We start from the raw sequence: 16587 nt of genomic DNA on the forward strand, positions 1-16587 counted from the left end.
CGCGGTGACGACTTCCGACGCTTGCCGACCCGACAGCCGCGGCTCCGTGGGCAGTCACGTGGCGGCGTTCGCTCGCCGATATCGTCGCGCCGCCGGTGAAGGCGGCTCGGTATCCGGAGAAAGCGACAGGGCCGAACGGGGGTCGGCGTCAGTCCGCGGATTCGAGGTACGGCAGCGACGCGGCCGTCTCCTCGATGGCGTTCTGGTTCGCCTTCATCAGCGCGGTGGTGTCCCAGTTGCCCTCGACGAGGGCCTCGCGCTGGGCGCGGTCGACGCTGACACTGATCTCGTTGTCACCGTAGGTGACCGTCTCGGCGCGCACGTCGACCTCGATCTCGCCGTCGGGGTTGTCGTCGACCCACTGCTGGAGCGCGTTGATCGTCTCGTGGTCGGCGGTCACGGTGGGGATGCCGAGCGCGAGGCAGTTGCCCGCGAAGATCTCGGCGAACCCCTCGCCGATGAGCGCGTCGATGCCCCAGCGCATCAGCGCCTGTGGGGCGTGTTCGCGCGAGGAACCGCAGCCGAAGTTGTCGTTGACCACCATGACCGAGGCGTCCTGGAACCGGTCCTCGTTCATCGGGTGCTCTTTCTGGTTGTCCTCGTCGTCGAACCGCTGGTCGAAGAAGGCGAACTCGCCCAGCCCGTCGAAGGTGACGACCTTCATGAACCGCGCCGGGATGATCTGGTCGGTGTCGATGTCGTTGCCGCGGATCGGGACGCCCGTCCCCTCCACGTAGTCGACCGACGGGATCTCTTCCGTCCCGCTCATGCGACCTGCACCTCCTCCAGGTCGCGCACGTCACTCACTTCCCCGGTGATCGCCGCGGCGGCGACCATCCGCGGGTTCATCAGGACGGTCCGCCCGTCCTTGCTGCCCTGGCGGCCGACGAAGTTGCGGTTCGACGAGGAGGCACACGCTTCGTCGCCCTCCAGCTGGTCCTCGTTCATGCCGAGACACATCGAACAGCCGGCGTTGCGCCAGTCGAAGCCGGCCGCCTCGAACACGTCCTTGAGGCCCTCCTCCTCGGCCTGCTGCTGGACGCGCTGGCTGCCGGGGACGACCATCGCGCGCACGTCGTCGTCGACCTCGCGGCCCTTGACGACGCGGGCCGCCCGTCGCAGGTCCGGCAGGCGCGCGTTGGTACACGAGCCGAGGAAGGCCACGTCGATGTCGTAGCCCTCCATCGTCTCGCCGGGCTCGACGCGCATGTGATCCTGGGCGCGACGGGCGGTGTCCTGCTTGCCCTCCGGCAGGTCCTCCGGCGCCGGGATGGGGTCGTGGATGCCGATGCCCTGCCCGGGCGTGGTGCCCCAGGTGACGACGGGGTCCAACTTCGTAGCGTCGATGCGGACCACGTCGTCGTACTCGGCGTCCTCGTCGCTGCGGATGGACTCCCAGTACGGTTTCAGCTCCTCGAACTTCTCGGGATGCTCCTGGAAGTAGTCCGTCTCCTGCAGCCACTCGTAGGTGGTCTCGTCGGGGTTGACGTAGCCCGCGCGGGCGCCGCCCTCGATGGACATGTTGCAGATGGACATCCGCCCCTCCATGTCGAGGTTCTCGATGGCCTCGCCGGCGTACTCGTAGACGTAGCCGACGCCGCCCTCGGTGCCCAGCCGGCGGATGATCTCCAGGATGATGTCCTTGGCCTCGACGCCCTCGCCGAGTTCGCCGTCGACCTGGATCTTGCGGACCTTCTGCTTCTCCATCGCGATGGTCTGGGTGGCCAGCACGTCGCGGATCTGGCTGGTCCCGATGCCGAACGCGAGCGCGCCGAACGCGCCGTGCGTGGAGGTGTGGGAGTCGCCGCAGACGATGGTCTTGCCGGGCTGGGTGAGCCCCTGCTCCGGGCCGACGACGTGGACGATGCCCTGCTCACCGCTCGTGGGGTCGAGGAACTCGATGCCCGCCTCGCGGACGTTCTCCTCCAGCTCGGACATCATGTTCTCGGCCGCGTCGTCGCCGTAGGGTCGGGACTGGTCGGCCGTCGGGACGATGTGGTCGACCGTCGCCAGCGTCAGGTCCGGCCGCGCGACCTCGATGTCCCGTTCGCGGAGCATGCCGAACGCCTGCGGGCTCGTCACCTCGTGGATGAGGTGGAGCCCGACGAACAGCTGGTCCTGCCCGTTGGGCAGCGTCGTTACCTTGTGTCGGTCCCAGACCTTGTCGTACAGTGTGCCCTGACTCATACTGATCCGTCTCGTCCCTCTTCACCCCGCTGGAAGACGCGGTTGGCGTCCGCCGCGTCCTCGTCGGGGTGCTCGTGGTCGACGTCTTCCATCGTCTGCTCGTCGCTCTCGGCGTCCGCGCGTCCCCCGTCGGCCGCCACGGCGGGACCTCGCTGGAAGGCGAAGTCGTCGCCGAACGCCTTCCCGGTGTGGGGGTTGGTGTGGCTGAACTCGGCCATCGTCGCCTTCGGGGCCGCGTCGCCGACGGTGTCGGTCGTCGTGTCTGTCGTCGGTGTCGTGGTCGGTTCGTCTGTCATCTGTCTGTCTCGCGGTGAGTCACTCGTCGGCGTCCTCCCACGCGAACAGCTCGCGCAGGCGCCCGCCGACTTCCTCGATCTGGTGGTTCTGTTCGGCGTCGCGGTACTGCTTGTAGGCCGGCCGGCTGGCCTGGTTCTCCGAAATCCACTCGCGGGCGAACTCCCCGTTCTGGACCTCTTCGAGGAGCTTGTCCATCCCCTCGCGGTCGATGACCTCCTCGCCGCGGGTGAGCCCGCCGTACTCCGCAGTATCGGAAACGGAGTTCCACATGCCCATGTGGCCGCCCTCGTACATGAGGTCGACAATCAGCTTCAGCTCGTTGAGACACTCGAAGTAGGCCATCTCGGGCGCGTAGCCCGCGTCGACCAGCGTCTCGAAGCCGGCCTTGACCATCTCGGTCACGCCGCCACAGAGGACGGCCTGCTCGCCGAACAGGTCCGTCTCGACCTCCTCCTGGAAGGTCGTCTCGATGACGCCGGCGCGGGCGCAGCCGATGGCCTGCGCGTAGGCCAGCGCCTGCTCCTTCGCGGAGCCGGTGGCGTCCTGCTCGATGGCGATGAGGCCGGGGGTGCCCTCGCCGCGTTTGTACGTGCGGCGGACGAGGTGGCCGGGGCTCTTGGGGGCGACCATCGTCACGTCGACGCCCTCCGGCGGCTCGATCTGTCCGTAGTGGACGTTGAAGCCGTGGGCGAACTGGAGGGTGTCGCCCGCCTCGATGCCGTCGGAGATGGCCTCGTAGACGGCCGGCTGGACGGTGTCCGGGACCAGCATGACGACGATGTCCGCCTCCGCGGCGGCGTCGTCCGGCGTCTCGACGCGGAGGCCGTCGGCCTCGGCCTCCTGGCGCGAACTGGAGCCCTCGCGGAGGCCGACGACCACGTCGACGCCGCTGTCGGCGAGATTTTGAGCCTGCGCGTGGCCCTGGCTGCCGTAGCCCAGGATGGCCACGGTCTCGTCCTCGATGTACGATGCGTCGGCGTCGCCGTCGTCGTAGACGGGTACGGTGAAGTCGTCAGTCATCTGTAGCTGTCTGAGGGGTCTCACCCGTCTCTGATATCGTCTCCGCTTTCCGCCGCGTGTCCTCCAGGGTGTCCGCCCCGCGCTCGACCGCCGCCGCGCCCGTGCGGACGACCTCCTGCACGTCGAACTGGTCGAACGCCTCGACCGCGGCCTCGATCTTCTGCTGGCTGCCCGTGATCTCCACCGTGATGGCCTCCGGCGAGGCGTCGACGACGTTGCCGTCGTACATGTCCGCGACCGCGTTCACGTCGTCGGGCTTCTCGCCGCTGACCTTCACGAGGACCAGCTCGCGCTGGACCGCCTCCGGTTCGAGCTCCTCGACGGAGATGACCGGCACGAGCTTCTCCAGCTGCTTCTTGGCCTGTTCGACCCCCGGCTCGGGCTCCTCGATGACGATCGTCATCCGGGCGACCTCGGGGTCGTCCGTGGCGCCCACGGTGAGGCTCTCGATGTTGAACTGCCGGCGGCTGAAGAGTCCGGAGACCTCCGCGAGGACGCCCGGCTCGTGGTTCACCAGCGTCGACAGCACCGCCTTGCGCGGCTGGTGTGTCGCCTCGGCCTCGGGGTCGATGCGAATGCCCTGCGAGTTCCGACGGCCCTCCGGTCGCATCCGCTCGTCCGGGTGCGGGCCGTCCATTCCCTGTGTCATAGTCGTGTCACCTCGTTGTTAGATGTCGTCCAGCTGGTCGTCGTTCAGTGCGAACAGGCCGTTGTCCCCGCCGCTGGGGACCATCGGGTAGACGTTCTCCGCGGGGTCGATGATCGCGTCGATGACCGCGGGGCCGTCGTAGCTGCGCGCCTTCTCGATTATCTCGTCGACCTCCTCGGGGTCCTCCAGGCGGAACCCGCGGGCGCCGAACGCCTCGGCGAGCATGTCGAACTGCGGGATCCACGGGTACTCCGAGGCCATCCGGCGACCCTCGTAGAAGCCGTCCTGCCACTGGCGGACCATCCCGACCGCCTCGTTGTTCAGGACGACGTACGTGATGTCCAGATCCTCCCGGACCGCGACGGAGAGTTCCTGGACGGTCATCAGGAAGGAGCCGTCGCCGTCGAAGCAGACGACCTCCTGGTCCGGGGCGGCGATCTTCGCGCCGATAGCCGAGGGGACGCCGTAGCCCATCGTGCCCAGGCCGTGACTGGAGACCCAGGTTCGGGGCTCGGTGAACGTCCAGAACTGGCTGGCCCACATCTGGTGTTGGCCGACGCCCGTCGTGACGATGGCGTCGTCGTCGGCCAGCTCGGAGAACCGCTCGACCACGTACTGCGGTTTGAGCGGCTCGTCCTCCGGCATGTCGTAGGTCATCGCGTACTCTTCCTTCCAGTTCTGGCACTGCTCGCGCCACTCGGCGTACTCGTCGGGCGAGGTGTCAGCGGCGTCGTAGGCGACCGGCATCGCGTCGTCCAGCTGCCGCAGGACCTGCTTGGCGTCGCCGACCAGCGGGTAGTCCGCCTCGATATTCTTGGATATCTCGGCGGGGTCGATGTCGACGTGGATGAGTTCGGCGTCTGGCGCGAACGTCTCCACGTCGCCCGTCAGGCGGTCGTCGAAGCGGGTCCCGATGGCCAGCATGCAGTCGGTGTTCGTGATCGCCATGTTGGCGTAGCCGGTGCCGTGCATCCCGGCCCACTCCAGCGAGAGCTCGTGGTCCTCCGGGAAGGATCCGATGCCCGGCATCGTCGTGATGACCGGGATCTCGTACTCTTTGGCGAACTGCCGGAGTTCGTCGCTGGCCTCGGCCTTGATGACGCCGCCGCCCGCGAGGATCACGGGGCGCTCGGCCTCCGCCAGCGCCGCGGCCGCCGCGTCGACGGCCTCGGCGTCGGCCTCCGTCGGCGGGTTGTACGTGTCCGGCGTCTCCGGTTCGCCCGGGAACGCGTCGGTCTCGGCCTGGGTCACGTCCTTCGGCAGGTCGACCAGCGTCGGCCCCTGGCGCCCCTCGTCGGCCAGCGCGAACGCCTCGCCGACTTCGGTACCGATGGTGTCCTCGTCGTCCGCGAAGTAACTGTGCTTGGTGACCGGCTGGGTCACGCCGACGGTGTCGGTCTCCTGGAAGGCGTCGTTGCCGACCATCTCGGTCGAGACCTGCCCGGTCAGCGCGATGACGGGGTCCGAGTCCATCGACGCGTCCGCGAGGCCGGTCACGAGGTTGGTCGCGCCCGGTCCCGAGGTCGCCAGGCAGACGCCCGGCTTGCCCGAGACGATGCCGTAGGCGTCCGCCGCGTGGGACGCCCCCTGCTCGTGGGCCATCGTGATGTGGGTCAGCTCCTCGGAGTCGTACAGCGCGTCGTAGACGGGCATGATCGCCCCGCCCTGCACGCCAAAGAGCGTCTCCGCGCCGGCCTGTTCGAGCGCCGCGACGACCGACTCCGCGCCCGTCGACACGCTGTCGCGCGTGGTCGAGCCGTCGCCGGCCTCCGCCGCTGTCTCAGTCGCCTGTTCGTCCGCGTCCGTCCGGTCGCCCTCCGGCGGCGACACTGGTGTTTGTTCGCTCATGTGTGGTGGTATCGTCGAGTCAGCTCCGCGTCGGTCCGATGCGTCCGCCGAGAATGAACAGCTGTGAGTGGTGGGGCTAGGGAGCCCCTACGATCGCGCGAAGCGTGCCGCTGGACGCGAGTTCGAACGCCTCGCCGCCAGCGGGCCGTCTCATCACTACGGTGTTCTGCACACCGGCGGCAATAAATTTTCCGTGTCCGCCGCGCGGCCGCTGGCGCCGCTCGCGCCGTTCCGGGACGCACCGTTCGCGGCGCTCGCGCCAGCTGCGGGGCTGTCGCCGCTCGCACGGCTCCCCGGTGGAGCGTCGGCTCTCTCCGTGTGTGCTCGACGGCCGGGGAGGCGGGCATCGTCCTACGCCCGGACCTCCTCTTCGGAGACCTCGCGGTCGACGCCCGCGTCCTGGGCGAACTCCTTCAGGACCTCCATGGTGACGCGGTTGTCGTCCGCGCCGTGCTCCTTGACGCGCCGGGTGATCTCGCGCACCTCCTCGTCGGTGGGCTCGTAGCCCGCGTCGACCAGCCGCTCGCGCACCGAGTGCTGGCCGGTGTGTTTGCCCAGAACGAGTTCGCGCTCGGCCCCGACCATCTCCGGGGTCATGACCCCCGGCTCGAACGTGTCGGAGTTCTCGATGACGCCGGCCGCGTGGATCCCGCTCTCGTGGGAGAAGGCGTTGCGGCCGACCACCGGCTTGTTCGCCGGCACCGGGATGTCGCTCTTGCCCTCGATGACCCGCGAAATCTCCGTGATCCGGGTCGTGTCGATCCCCGTGTCCACGTCGTACAGCGACTCCAGGGCCATCACGACCTCCTCGTAGGCCGCGTTGCCCGCGCGCTCGCCGATGCCGTTGACCGAGACCTGCGCCTGCGCGGCGCCGGCCTCGAAGCCCGACAGCGCGTTCGCGGCGGCCAGCCCGAAGTCGTCGTGCGTGTGCACGTCGATGTCCGCGTCCGTGCGGTCGGCGACCTTCGCGATCATGTCGCGGAACCGGCCGGGCGTCGCCACCCCGCAGGTGTCCGGGATGTTGATCCAGTCGGTGCCCGCCTCCGAGACCGCGTCGACGACCTCCATCAGGAACGCCTCGTCGGTCCGGGTGGCGTCCATCGGCGAGAACATACACTCCACGCCGGCCTCCTTGACGCGCTCGACCGACTGGACGGCGCGCTCGACGGCCTGCTCGCGGGTGGCGTGCATGGAGTCCTCCAGCTGTACGTCGCTCGTCGAGACGAACACGTGGACCAGCTCCACGCCGGAGTCCAGTGCCGCTTCGACGTCTTTCTCGACGACCCGCGCTAACCCGCAGGTCGTCGTCGAGGTCGCCTCAGCGATGTCGCGGACGGCCTCGAATTCCGCGTCGGAGTTGACCGGGAAGCCCGCCTCGATGACGTGGGTCCCCATGTCGTCCAGCACCGCCGCTATCTCCCGTTTGTCTTCGTAGGAGAACGACGTGCGTGGTGACTGCTCCCCGTCGCGGAGCGTGGTGTCGAAAATACGTGCCTCGTGGACTTCCGAGGTACTATTCAGAGTACCCTGGAAGAACTCGATCCGCCGGCGAAGCCGACGTGCCCTCTGTATTGGACATTGTACCCCTATCTGTTCTCTCGGAGGCAATAAAGGCTCCGCTCGGCGCGGCGCCGCGCTAACGCGTGGCACGATGTCGTTCACGGGCTGGTAGTGATCCGGTTTGGGAGTAAGGCGGACAGCTTGAGATGAATTGAAGAGCAGGATTACAGTCAGAAGGGCAGACAAAGATGATTTATTATCTTTGGAGAACCGGACACAAATTTCTGTCACTACCAAGCCGTATTCCCTGTTCACTGTACCCTGCTAATTTCACATCGGGGGAGCTAAGAAGGGGGTGAAGGGGTTCGCAAAATTAGTTTCGGGACTGCACCGGCCGACACAAACTCGCTAATATAGTTATTACGAATGTGTTTGTCTGCACCCATTATCTTGGAACCAACGTTATGTGCGTTCACCGCTACTAAAGATCTGATCTTGTGGTTAAAATTAATACAGAGTAGAAACACGCAGTAGTATGGTCAAATGCCCAGAGTGTGGACATCAGGAAGAGTCTTCAAGAAGCTGGCTTCGCGAAGTTTCGACACAGCGTGATTCAAAAAGCTCATTTGAGGGCGATTCATTCGATCAAACAAGTTGGTCTCAATTTTCCAGCATATCCATCGTCGCTTGCCCTAGTTGTGATTGTGTCCTTGGTGGAACACACGCCCATTCTAAATCAAAATCGAATAAAAACACATTATAGTAAATCGTTAGCAAAGCGCTTACCAAGTGAATAACCTGGTTTGAGACTTCCCGCACTAAACAAATCCGGCTCTTGGCCGAGAACCGGACGCCACTATCCTCAGAATGTTCGGATCTACACAATAGAATCGAACATTTCTGATAGCCGGCTTCTCCAGATTTCGGACTAGAGCTTTAATTTAGAGGGAGTGTTATTGTCATCTGAACATGAGAGTGGGTTCTCCGGCTGAGGTGATACAGATCCTCAAGATATTCTGGTCTTTAGTAACGACTGGTGTAATTCTCACACTCAGTATTTCGTTTGGCCTTCAATTTCTACGAGGGGCGGAAACAACGTTCTTCAACCAACTTCCAGCACCAGAATGGTTGGAGTTCAGGGGGAATCCTGAGCTGTTCCCGTTCCTTGACTCATCGCAGATTCGAACTGTCGATAGCATCCCGATGGTGGTTGGAGCTGGAATTTTGACGATCCCTGTTGCCCTTCTTACTCAGTACAGCCTAATGTCGGTCGCTACGGGCTCAATGCTTGCGGGATACCACGTATTCGGACAGGTTCCTGATGTTCAGTTGGTGTTGGAAGTTATGATCGCGATCTCGATGATAATCGCTATATCCGTATTCTACAAAATTCAAGAGATCTTCTGTATGGTGCGAAGTGGCTGGCATCGAAATCTCTGAGGACTGACCCCACGAATCTGGGCTTATTAGTGTAGCTGGTTGTCCGACTTTTTGGCCGAGAACCGGACACGAACTCGGACATCTTCTTAGCCGACCCCTCTATTTTGTGTCGCTACTCAATCAGTTCTATTTCATACTCCTCCGTGAATGTAATCGGAAACGAATCTGGAATGCCGAGACCCGACACGACTCGATAGCCACCGATGTCAAATGATAAATAACTGCTTGCAAGAATCGCTAAGCCAAATAGTGAAAGCTCCGTTTTGATGGGGCCAATGGTAGTGGTTGCCAGGTTGAGTATCCAACCACCGGTTTGTACGAGATAGTCATTAATGAATGATACATTTGTCACGGTTAGTACTCTGTCGAGAGTTTCTTTCAACCACTTGAATCGCGGCCAATAATCCTCTCGAATCAATACATCAAGGTCCCATTGCTCCGTTTCAAGGAGAACACGTCGGGGTTTATCGATGAACACAACTTAGAACTACGCCATCCTGACGGAAAAGGTTCGAGATGAGACCTGTAATCTACAGGGGCTATTTTTCGCGAGGGCTCGGACGTCATTTATCGTGTTATCACCTTGTCCCACGGAATCTTTCGCTGCCGCCCGTCCCGGCTCGCATGGCCGGCGTCGTTCCACTCGCCACCGACGATCTCGGTGACGGTCGACGGCTTCCGCCGAACTACGTCCACCACGTCGCCGTTCTCGTCGAATAGCAGGAACGCGTCCCAGACGGTCTGTCCCTCCGCGCCCTCCGCGGTCGCCAGCGAGCGGTGTTGGTCCTCCCACAGTCTGAACCGGCCTGCGGCGCCGCTCGCGAGCGTCTCGTGGGTGCTCTTCACCGGAAACCTTCGCGAGAGCGACGGACAGCCTCGCGAGCCTGCTCCGCCTCCTCGCTACTCCACGCACCGATGTCCACCGGCTGTTCGTCGCTGGCGAGCCGGTGCAGTAACTCGTCGAACGTCTCGTCGTCGCGCTTCAGCCGCTCCAGCAGTTCCTTCGTGTCCTCACTGACCTGAATACACGGACTCACGGCTAGATATACACAGACCGGCCACAAATGGCTTGTTTCGATGCGATCGCGTTCCCCCCTCCCATCCAGCGCACCCTCCATCGGTAGCATCACGATCCTCATCGACAGCGACTGGACGGCCGACTGAATCCCGACGGAAGCCGACGGGAAGCCACCCCGTCAGAACGGGTACTCGCGGGGCTCGCGCTGCAGGGAGATCCACTTCGTTTCGGTCACCTGTTCGAGGATGGCGCCGTCGTTGTAGCCGCCGACGCCGGAGGCGGCCGTCCCGCTGAAGGTGACGTGGGCCTCGTCGTTGATCGGCTGGTCGTTGATGTGGACCTGCCCGGTCTCCATCCGGTCGGCGATGTCCATCCCCACGCCGAGGTCGCCGGCGTGGACCGAACCGGCGAGGCCGTACTCCGTGTCGTTGGCGATCGCGACGGCCTCGTCGATGTCGGAGAAGGGGATGACCGGCGCGATGGGGCCGAAGTGCTCGTTACACGCGGCGGCCATGTCGTTAGTCACGCCCGAGAGCACGGTCGGGCGGACGACCAGCGAGTCGTCGACGCCCTCCAGGTCGGCCGTCTCGCCGCCCGTCTCCAGGGTCGCGCCGGCGTCGACCGTCTCCTCGACGTACCCCAGCATCTCGTCGCGCTGGGACTCGTTGATGATCGGGCCGACGACGGTGTCCTCCTCGTGGGCGCTGCCGACGGGGAGCGACTCGGCGCGGTCGACCAGCGCGTCGACGTACTCGTCGTAGATCGACTCGTGGACGACGTGGCGGTTGATCGAGATACAGACCTGGCCCTGGTGGACGAACGAGCCGAAGGTGGCGCTGTCGATGGCCTGGTCGATGTCGGCGTCGGCGGTGACGACGTGGGCGTTGTTCCCGCCGAGTTCCATGGACTGCTCGGCGAGGTTCTCGCCGGCGGTGGCCGCGACCTGCCGGCCGACCGCCGTCGACCCGGTGAACGCGACCATGTCGCTCTCGGGGTGGCCGGCGACCGCGTCGCCGATGTCCGAGCCGTGCCCGGTGACGACGTTGAGGAGGCCGGCGGGCAGGCCGGCGTCCTCGAACAGCTTCGCGAACAGCAGCCCGCCGGTGATCGGCGTGTTCGTCGCGGGCTTGATGACGACGGCGTTGCCGGCCGCGAGCGCCGGCGCGACCGCGCGCATCGAGAGGTTCAGCGGGAAGTTCCACGGCGAGATGACCGTCACGACCCCTCGGGGCTCCCGCTTGACGATGTGCTCCTTGCCGGGGACGTTCGAGGCGGCGTGTTCGCCTTTCATCTGGCGGGGCAGCGCCGCCGCCTCGCCGGCCTGGTCCGTGGCGATCTGCACCGAGGTCTCGCCCATGATCGGCGACCCGCCCGCCTCGTGGGTGAGCAGGTCAATCACTTCGTCGCTGTGTGACTGCAGTGTCTCGATAGCGTCCTGAATCACCTCCGCGCGGCGAGCGGGCGGCGCGTCGGCCCACTCCGACTGCGCCTCGGCGGCGGCCTCGTAGGCGGCGTCCACGTCGGCCTCGCCGGCCGCGGGGACCGTCGCCACCTGCTCGCGTGTCGAGGGGTCCTCGACCGCGATGGTCTCGTCGCCCTCGGCGGGCCTCCACTCGCCGTCGACGTACAGTGCGTTCCAGTCGTCGTCGATCGCGTAGCTGTCTGGCACGAGTAGCTCGACTAGGGAATTCGGCCCGAAAAGGGGGGAGGCCCCGGGCGGTGCTGCCGGTTCCCGTCGCAAACGCAGGCGACCGGCCGAAGACCGGGGTACAAGTCGCCCCCAGCCGTAGTGTATCACGGATGTACGACGCCCACACGGGAGCGGTCGCCGTCCGCCGCCGGACACCGACCGCCGAGGGGGCAGCGAGATGACCGGACCCCATCAGGACCGGCCGCTCGTCACCGCCGGGGCGCCGCTCTCGGTCGCCAAAGCGGCCGCCGTCCTCGTCCACGGCCGCGGCGGGACCGCCGACGGGATGGTCCGACTCGCCGACGAGTTCTACCGCCACGGCCTCGCGCTGGTCGCGCCTGCCGCCCGGCACAACCGCTGGTACCCGAACTCGTTTCTCGCGCCCCGGGAGGCCACCGAGCCCGAGCTCTCGTCGGCCCTCGAAGCAGTCGGTGACGCGGTCGGGACGGTCCGCGAGGCGGGCGTCCCGCGCGAGCAGACCGTCGTCCTCGGGATCTCCCAGGGCGCCTGCGTCGTCGCCGAGTTCGCCGCGCGGAACCCCCGCCGGTACGGCGGCATCGTCCTCGCCAGCGGCGGGCTGATGGGCCCCGAGGTCGGCGAGTACGAGGGCTGCCTCGAGGAGACGCCGGTACTCGTCGGCGGCCACGAGGGCGACCCGGCGGTCCCCGTCGAGCGCGTCCGCGAGACGGCCGCGGTCTTCGAGGTGCTCGACGGCGACGTGCGGACCCGCATCGAACCGGGCGACGACCACGGGATCACGGACGCCGAACTCGCGGCCGTGGACGAGCTGGTCGAGGACCTGCTGGCCGACGCGGACCGCGAGCCGCCGGACCCGTGACCGGGTCCGTCCCCGGTCCCGGTCGCGGCGGAGCGGCCGGGGGTTGAGTGTGCCGGCAGAGGGGGTATCGTGGTCGGCACCGAACCGGGGGCAATGCCAGCGGACATCCCCGGGATCCACCACGTGACGGCCATCTCCAGCGACCCCGGCCGTACCCACCGCTTCCTCACCGAGACGCTGGGGTTACGACTGGTGAAACGCAGCGTCAATCAGGACGACGTGTCGGTGTACCACCTCTTCTACGGCGACCGGAGCGGGTCACCCGGAACGAGCATGACGTACTTCCCCTACACCGACGCCCAGCCCGGCCGCGTCGGCACGGGCCAGGTGACGACCGTCCAGTTCACGGTCCCAGCCGGCTCCGTCGAGTACTGGACCGATCGGCTCGACTCGGAGGGCGTCGCCCACGGCCCGCCCCGTGAGCGCTTCGGCGACACCGTGGTCACCTTCGAGGATCCCGACGGGCTCCCGATGGAACTCGTCGCACGCGCGGACGCGCCGGACGGCGACCCGCCGGACGGTCCCGTCCCGGACCAGCACGCCATCCGCGGCTTCTTCGGGGTGACCCTCTCGCTGGCGACCGCCAGCGGCACGGGGAGCCTGCTCAAGACGATGGGGTTCCAGCCGACCCGCAGCGAGAACCACCGCCAGCGGTTCCGCGCCGGCGGCGACCTCGGCGCCGTCGTCGACGTACTGGAGGACCCCGAGGCCCCGCGCGGCGAGGCGGGCGCCGGCACGGTCCACCACGTCGCCTTCCAGGTCTCCGACGCCGAACAGGCCCAGTGGCACGACGCCCTCGTCGAGCGGGGGCTCCGCCCGACGCAGATCATCGACCGCAAGTGGTTCCGGTCGATCTACGCCCGCACCGAGGGCGGCGTCCTCTTCGAATTCGCCACCAAGTCGCCCGGCTACACCGTCGACGAGAGCGTCGACGAACTCGGCGAGCACCTCGTGCTCCCCGAGTGGCTCGAGGACCGTCGCACCGAGATCGAGTCGAACCTGCCCGAGCTACCGGGCGCACCCCGCGAGGCCTGACGCCGACCGGACGAACCGAAGCTCCCCGGTTGGCGACTCACTCGCCGTCGAACGGCGGCAGTTGCCCCTCGATCATCTCCCGGTCCGCCTCCAGCCACGGCGGCAGCACGAGCTCCCCGCCGGGGTCGGGCTCCCGCTCGGCGACGCCGAGCCCTGGCCGCTCGGTCGCCAGCTCGAACAGGATCCCGCCGCCGTCGCGGACGTACAGCGACTCGAAGAAGTGCCGGTCTTTCACCCGCGACACGTCGAAGCCCCGCTCGTCGAGCAGCTCGCGCCACTCGCGCAACTGCTCGCCGCTCTCGACGCTCAGCGCGACGTGGTGGATCGACCCCCGCCCCTCCTTGCCGTACTCCGCGTCGTCGGTCAGCAGGTCGACGGTCGACTGCCGTCCGCCGGGCAGCCGGTAACGGACGCTCTCGTCGCGTTCGGCCACGATCTCGAACCCGAACGTGTCGAGCAGGCTCGCCGTGACGTACGGGTCCGCCGACCGGACGGAGACGCCGCGGACGCCGCGGACCGCGTGTTCGGCCGGGATCGCACCGTCCGGCTGACTGCCGGTCCAGGGATGGTCCGTCCCGGCGTCGAGGTCGGTCGGCGCGGCCTCGCCGCCCGGGACGCCGACGAGTTCCAGCGACGTGCCGTCGGGGTCCTCGAAGGCCAGGACGGGCTCGCCGAACCGTTCGCCCCGGTCGACGGTCACGCCGCGGTCGGCCAGCCGGTCGGCCCAGTAGTCGACGGCGTCCGCGGGGATCCGCAGCGCCGCCGTCGTGATGTCGGGTTTGCCGATCCGGCCGGGCTCCTCCCGCGGGTAGGTGAAGAAGGTGAGCACCGAGCCGGGCGTCCCGCGCTCGTCGCCGTAGTAGAGGTGGTAGACGAACGGCTCCTCGAAGTTGACCGTCCGCAGGAGAAAGCGCAGTCCGAGCGTCTCCGCGTAGAACCGGCGGTTCCCGGTCGGGTCGCCCGCGACGACCGACACGTGATGGACGCCGAGCGTGTCCGAGAGCACTGCCGGCGGTAGGGACCGCGCCGGGATAAGCCTGTCAGCGGCGGGCGACCGGAGACCGGCCGAATCCGCTCGTCACTCGTGGCGTTCGCCCGCCTCGATCGTCGTCTCCAGCCAGTTCTCCTCGGGCGGGTACGGGCAGGAGAAGGTATCGCTGAACGCGCAGAACGGGGAGTACGCCAGGTTGAAGTCGATCGTCACCTCGTCGCCGTCTTCGAGTTCCCGGTCCGGTTCGAGTTCCATGTAGCGACCGCCGTCGTAGGTCTCCTGGCCGGTCGTCTTGTCGCGGAACGGGACGAAGATGGAGTCGTCGTCGGGCTGTTGCCGGTAGCCGTGGAGTTCGAACGACTCGCCGTCGAGTTCGAACGCGAAGGTGACCACGCGCTCGTAGCGGACGGTCCGGCCGTCGGAAGTCTCCATCTCGACGGGGTCGGGCTGGTCGTGGACGGTCACCGTCGCGTCGACGCGGTAGTCGGGGTCGGGCTCGAAGTAGTCCAGTCCGTCGAAGTCGTCGCGCTCCTCCGGCGGGATCGGCGACTGGGGGTGCTCGGCCAGGAACTCGTCCTTCTCGGCGCGGTTCGCCCGCAACTGCTCGGCCCACTCGTCTGTCTCGCTCATGGCCCGGGATTGCCGCCCCGGCGGTTTGAGTCCGGCGGTCCTCGATATCCGCGCTCGGATCGTCGATTCGAGCGTGAGCGTTCCGCCAAGTCTTATGAGCGTGTGGGTACGACGTACATACAGTGAGTGGACGATGGGAACGACTCGCGTCAACTTCCGGCTCCCCGAGAAGCTGATCGAGAAGGCCGACGTGGCCGCAGCAGTCTCGCACAAGAACCGGACTGAGATCGTCGTCGAGGCGTTGCAGGACTACCTGGACGACATCGAGGACCAGGAGCGGTTCAGGGAGGCCGTGGTCGAACTCTATCTCGACGACGAGATCGGGTTCGAGGCGCTGAAGGAGTTCGTCGGCCGGCAGGACGCCGAATCGGTGCGCGCGTCGAAAGCCCTGCTGAGTCGCGGCGACGAACTGGCCGACGACCTGGCGGACCTGTGATCGTCGCGGACACGTCCGCGCTCGTCTCGCTGGCCGCCGTCGACACGTTCGACACCGTTTCGACGGAGTTCGACGTACACACCACGGAAACCGTCGTCGGGGAACTCGAAGACACCGCCGAATACGACGACAGGCACGGCGACGCCGCTCGGACGGTACTCGACAGCCGGGACGACTTCGAGACGCACGATGTGGCGGAGACGCTCGAATCGTCCAGGATAGACCGCGGCGAAGGCAGTTGCGCGCTCCTGACGAGGCAACTGGACGCCGAGTTCCTGATAACCGACGACCTCCGGGCGCTCCCCGAACTCCAGACCGCCAGCGACGCCGAGGTCGCGATCTCGCCCATCGTCCTGAAGGCGCTCGTGAAGCGAGAGGTGATGGAACGGGAGCGAGCACGGGAGAAGGTCGACCGACTCGCGGAGCGACGGTCCTGGCTCGGACAGCCCATCTACACGCGGGCCAGGAACCTGTTCGAGTAGCTCGCTCCCGTGGGAAGCCCCGACAGGGCGTTCCGGTCCACCGTCTGTTCAGGACGACTGCGGGTCAGAACCGTCGGCTCCTCCCTGGCATAGTTCCGTTCGCCGGGGCTGAAATCCCACCGTCGGACACACCTTTTTCTCGGTCGACCGCGAGGGGGCGGGTATGAGCGAGATCGACCTCGACCTCCAGACGGTCGAGGAGGAACTGACCGACGAGGAGGAGGGCGACGACGGGGGCGGCCGGGTCGTCCTCGGCGTGCTCGACGGGACGACCCCCGACGAGGAGTGGGCCGAGATCGTCGAGGAGGGCGGGACGCTCGTGCTCTCCATCGAGGGGGACGTGAACGAACTGGCCGCGGGGTTCGCCCGCGACGTGCGGGAGATCGACGGCGACCTCATGCAGTTCCGCGGCTTCCTCGTCGTGACGCCGCCCGGCGTCGGCATCGACACGAGCCGGCTGGACTGACCGGACCCTACGGTCCGCTCGACCCTCGCAGTCCCTCGACCCCGTCGCGCCCAACTCGTC

At 66.5% G+C, this 16587-nt stretch carries 19 protein-coding genes; 6 read left to right on the forward strand and 13 right to left on the reverse strand.

What is annotated here, in order from left to right:
• Positions 1-148 precede the first annotated feature (148 nt).
• The 7 genes from leuD to ACMGFG_RS04260 form a co-directional block, all read right to left on the reverse strand.
• Positions 149-769, reverse strand: coding sequence for a 3-isopropylmalate dehydratase small subunit (leuD, locus tag ACMGFG_RS04230; RefSeq protein ID WP_436929105.1), 621 nt, complete (start codon positions 767-769; stop codon positions 149-151).
• Positions 766-2187, reverse strand: a complete 1422-nt coding sequence (gene leuC / locus ACMGFG_RS04235; protein WP_436929106.1) for a 3-isopropylmalate dehydratase large subunit — start codon at positions 2185-2187, stop codon at positions 766-768. The genes leuD and leuC overlap by 4 nt, the downstream gene beginning before the upstream one ends.
• On the reverse strand, positions 2184-2483 hold the full coding sequence (locus ACMGFG_RS04240) for a DUF7989 family protein (protein WP_436929107.1): 300 nt from the start codon (positions 2481-2483) through the stop codon (positions 2184-2186). Before ACMGFG_RS04240 ends, leuC begins: the two co-directional genes overlap by 4 nt.
• A gap of 19 nt (positions 2484-2502) precedes the next feature.
• Positions 2503-3504 (reverse strand): ketol-acid reductoisomerase, encoded by a 1002-nt coding sequence (ilvC, locus tag ACMGFG_RS04245; protein ID WP_436929108.1) that lies wholly within the window; start codon positions 3502-3504, stop codon positions 2503-2505.
• Positions 3497-4153: an acetolactate synthase small subunit gene (gene ilvN / locus ACMGFG_RS04250; protein WP_436929109.1), complete on the reverse strand. Its 657-nt coding sequence runs from the start codon at positions 4151-4153 to the stop codon at positions 3497-3499. Before ilvN ends, ilvC begins: the two co-directional genes overlap by 8 nt.
• A gap of 18 nt (positions 4154-4171) precedes the next feature.
• The gene (gene ilvB, locus ACMGFG_RS04255; protein ID WP_436929110.1) at positions 4172-6001 is read right to left on the reverse strand and encodes a biosynthetic-type acetolactate synthase large subunit; all 1830 of its coding nucleotides are present in this window, start codon (positions 5999-6001) and stop codon (positions 4172-4174) included.
• Between the two features lie 351 nt (positions 6002-6352).
• Positions 6353-7609, reverse strand: a complete 1257-nt coding sequence (locus ACMGFG_RS04260; RefSeq protein WP_436929111.1) for a LeuA family protein — start codon at positions 7607-7609, stop codon at positions 6353-6355.
• 861 nt (positions 7610-8470) lie between these two features.
• On the opposite strand from ACMGFG_RS04260, the gene ACMGFG_RS04265 reads away from it, so the two are divergent.
• On the forward strand, positions 8471-8941 hold the full coding sequence (locus ACMGFG_RS04265) for a hypothetical protein (protein WP_436929112.1): 471 nt from the start codon (positions 8471-8473) through the stop codon (positions 8939-8941).
• Positions 8942-9053: 112 nt separating this feature from the next.
• Here the strand turns inward: ACMGFG_RS04265 and ACMGFG_RS04270 are convergent, their stop codons facing one another.
• The 4 genes from ACMGFG_RS04270 to ACMGFG_RS04285 form a co-directional block, all read right to left on the reverse strand.
• Positions 9054-9419, reverse strand: a complete 366-nt coding sequence (locus ACMGFG_RS04270) for a hypothetical protein (RefSeq protein ID WP_436929113.1) — start codon at positions 9417-9419, stop codon at positions 9054-9056.
• A gap of 89 nt (positions 9420-9508) precedes the next feature.
• Positions 9509-9787, reverse strand: a complete 279-nt coding sequence (locus ACMGFG_RS04275; RefSeq protein WP_436929114.1) for a PD-(D/E)XK family putative nuclease — start codon at positions 9785-9787, stop codon at positions 9509-9511.
• Positions 9784-9978: a DUF7557 family protein gene (locus tag ACMGFG_RS04280; RefSeq protein WP_436929115.1), complete on the reverse strand. Its 195-nt coding sequence runs from the start codon at positions 9976-9978 to the stop codon at positions 9784-9786. The genes ACMGFG_RS04275 and ACMGFG_RS04280 overlap by 4 nt, the downstream gene beginning before the upstream one ends.
• A 159-nt stretch (positions 9979-10137) precedes the next feature.
• Complete coding sequence (locus ACMGFG_RS04285) at positions 10138-11628, reverse strand: aldehyde dehydrogenase family protein (protein WP_436929116.1); 1491 nt, start codon at positions 11626-11628, stop codon at positions 10138-10140.
• A 199-nt stretch (positions 11629-11827) separates the two neighbouring features.
• Between ACMGFG_RS04285 and ACMGFG_RS04290 the strand changes: the two genes are divergently transcribed.
• Both ACMGFG_RS04290 and ACMGFG_RS04295 read left to right on the forward strand, forming a co-directional pair.
• Entirely contained in the window at positions 11828-12487 is a 660-nt protein-coding gene (locus ACMGFG_RS04290) for an alpha/beta hydrolase (protein ID WP_436929117.1), read from the forward strand.
• Positions 12488-12580: 93 nt separating this feature from the next.
• A complete protein-coding gene (locus ACMGFG_RS04295; RefSeq protein WP_436929118.1) occupies positions 12581-13522 on the forward strand; it encodes a VOC family protein in 942 nt (313 codons plus the stop codon).
• Positions 13523-13559: 37 nt separating this feature from the next.
• On the opposite strand, the gene ACMGFG_RS04300 is transcribed toward ACMGFG_RS04295, so the two are convergent.
• On the reverse strand, positions 13560-14528 hold the full coding sequence (locus tag ACMGFG_RS04300) for a VOC family protein (protein ID WP_436929119.1): 969 nt from the start codon (positions 14526-14528) through the stop codon (positions 13560-13562).
• A gap of 72 nt (positions 14529-14600) precedes the next feature.
• Positions 14601-15143: a DUF1684 domain-containing protein gene (locus ACMGFG_RS04305; RefSeq protein ID WP_436929120.1), complete on the reverse strand. Its 543-nt coding sequence runs from the start codon at positions 15141-15143 to the stop codon at positions 14601-14603.
• A gap of 133 nt (positions 15144-15276) precedes the next feature.
• On the opposite strand from ACMGFG_RS04305, the gene ACMGFG_RS04310 reads away from it, so the two are divergent.
• The 3 genes from ACMGFG_RS04310 to ACMGFG_RS04320 all read left to right on the forward strand — a co-directional run bounded on the left by ACMGFG_RS04310 (position 15277) and on the right by ACMGFG_RS04320 (position 16527).
• Positions 15277-15579, forward strand: a complete 303-nt coding sequence (locus ACMGFG_RS04310; RefSeq protein ID WP_436929121.1) for a ribbon-helix-helix protein, CopG family — start codon at positions 15277-15279, stop codon at positions 15577-15579.
• Entirely contained in the window at positions 15576-16061 is a 486-nt protein-coding gene (locus ACMGFG_RS04315) for a PIN domain-containing protein (RefSeq protein ID WP_436929122.1), read from the forward strand. The genes ACMGFG_RS04310 and ACMGFG_RS04315 overlap by 4 nt, the downstream gene beginning before the upstream one ends.
• Before the next feature lie 163 nt (positions 16062-16224).
• Positions 16225-16527 carry a DUF5779 family protein gene (locus ACMGFG_RS04320; RefSeq protein WP_436929123.1) on the forward strand — a complete coding sequence of 101 codons (303 nt, stop codon included), beginning with the start codon at positions 16225-16227 and terminating at the stop codon, positions 16525-16527.
• Positions 16528-16587: the final 60 nt, after the last annotated feature.

The sequence above is a fragment of the Halosimplex halobium genome, assembly GCF_051414055.1.
Classification (GTDB): Archaea; Halobacteriota; Halobacteria; order Halobacteriales; family Haloarculaceae; genus Halosimplex; species Halosimplex halobium.

Coding starts and splice junctions, on each gene's coding strand:
- ilvC (WP_436929108.1), bottom strand. CDS start 3,504: ATGACTGACGACTTCACCGTACCCGTCTACGACGACGGCGACGCCGAC.
- ilvB (WP_436929110.1), bottom strand. CDS start 6,001: ATGAGCGAACAAACACCAGTGTCGCCGCCGGAGGGCGACCGGACGGAC.
- ACMGFG_RS04310 (WP_436929121.1), top strand. CDS start 15,277: ATGGGAACGACTCGCGTCAACTTCCGGCTCCCCGAGAAGCTGATCGAG.
- ACMGFG_RS04305 (WP_436929120.1), bottom strand. CDS start 15,143: ATGAGCGAGACAGACGAGTGGGCCGAGCAGTTGCGGGCGAACCGCGCC.
- ACMGFG_RS04265 (WP_436929112.1), top strand. CDS start 8,471: ATGAGAGTGGGTTCTCCGGCTGAGGTGATACAGATCCTCAAGATATTC.
- ilvN (WP_436929109.1), bottom strand. CDS start 4,153: ATGACACAGGGAATGGACGGCCCGCACCCGGACGAGCGGATGCGACCG.
- leuD (WP_436929105.1), bottom strand. CDS start 769: ATGAGCGGGACGGAAGAGATCCCGTCGGTCGACTACGTGGAGGGGACG.
- ACMGFG_RS04240 (WP_436929107.1), bottom strand. CDS start 2,483: ATGACAGACGAACCGACCACGACACCGACGACAGACACGACGACCGAC.
- leuC (WP_436929106.1), bottom strand. CDS start 2,187: ATGAGTCAGGGCACACTGTACGACAAGGTCTGGGACCGACACAAGGTA.
- ACMGFG_RS04320 (WP_436929123.1), top strand. CDS start 16,225: ATGAGCGAGATCGACCTCGACCTCCAGACGGTCGAGGAGGAACTGACC.
- ACMGFG_RS04295 (WP_436929118.1), top strand. CDS start 12,581: ATGCCAGCGGACATCCCCGGGATCCACCACGTGACGGCCATCTCCAGC.
- ACMGFG_RS04290 (WP_436929117.1), top strand. CDS start 11,828: ATGACCGGACCCCATCAGGACCGGCCGCTCGTCACCGCCGGGGCGCCG.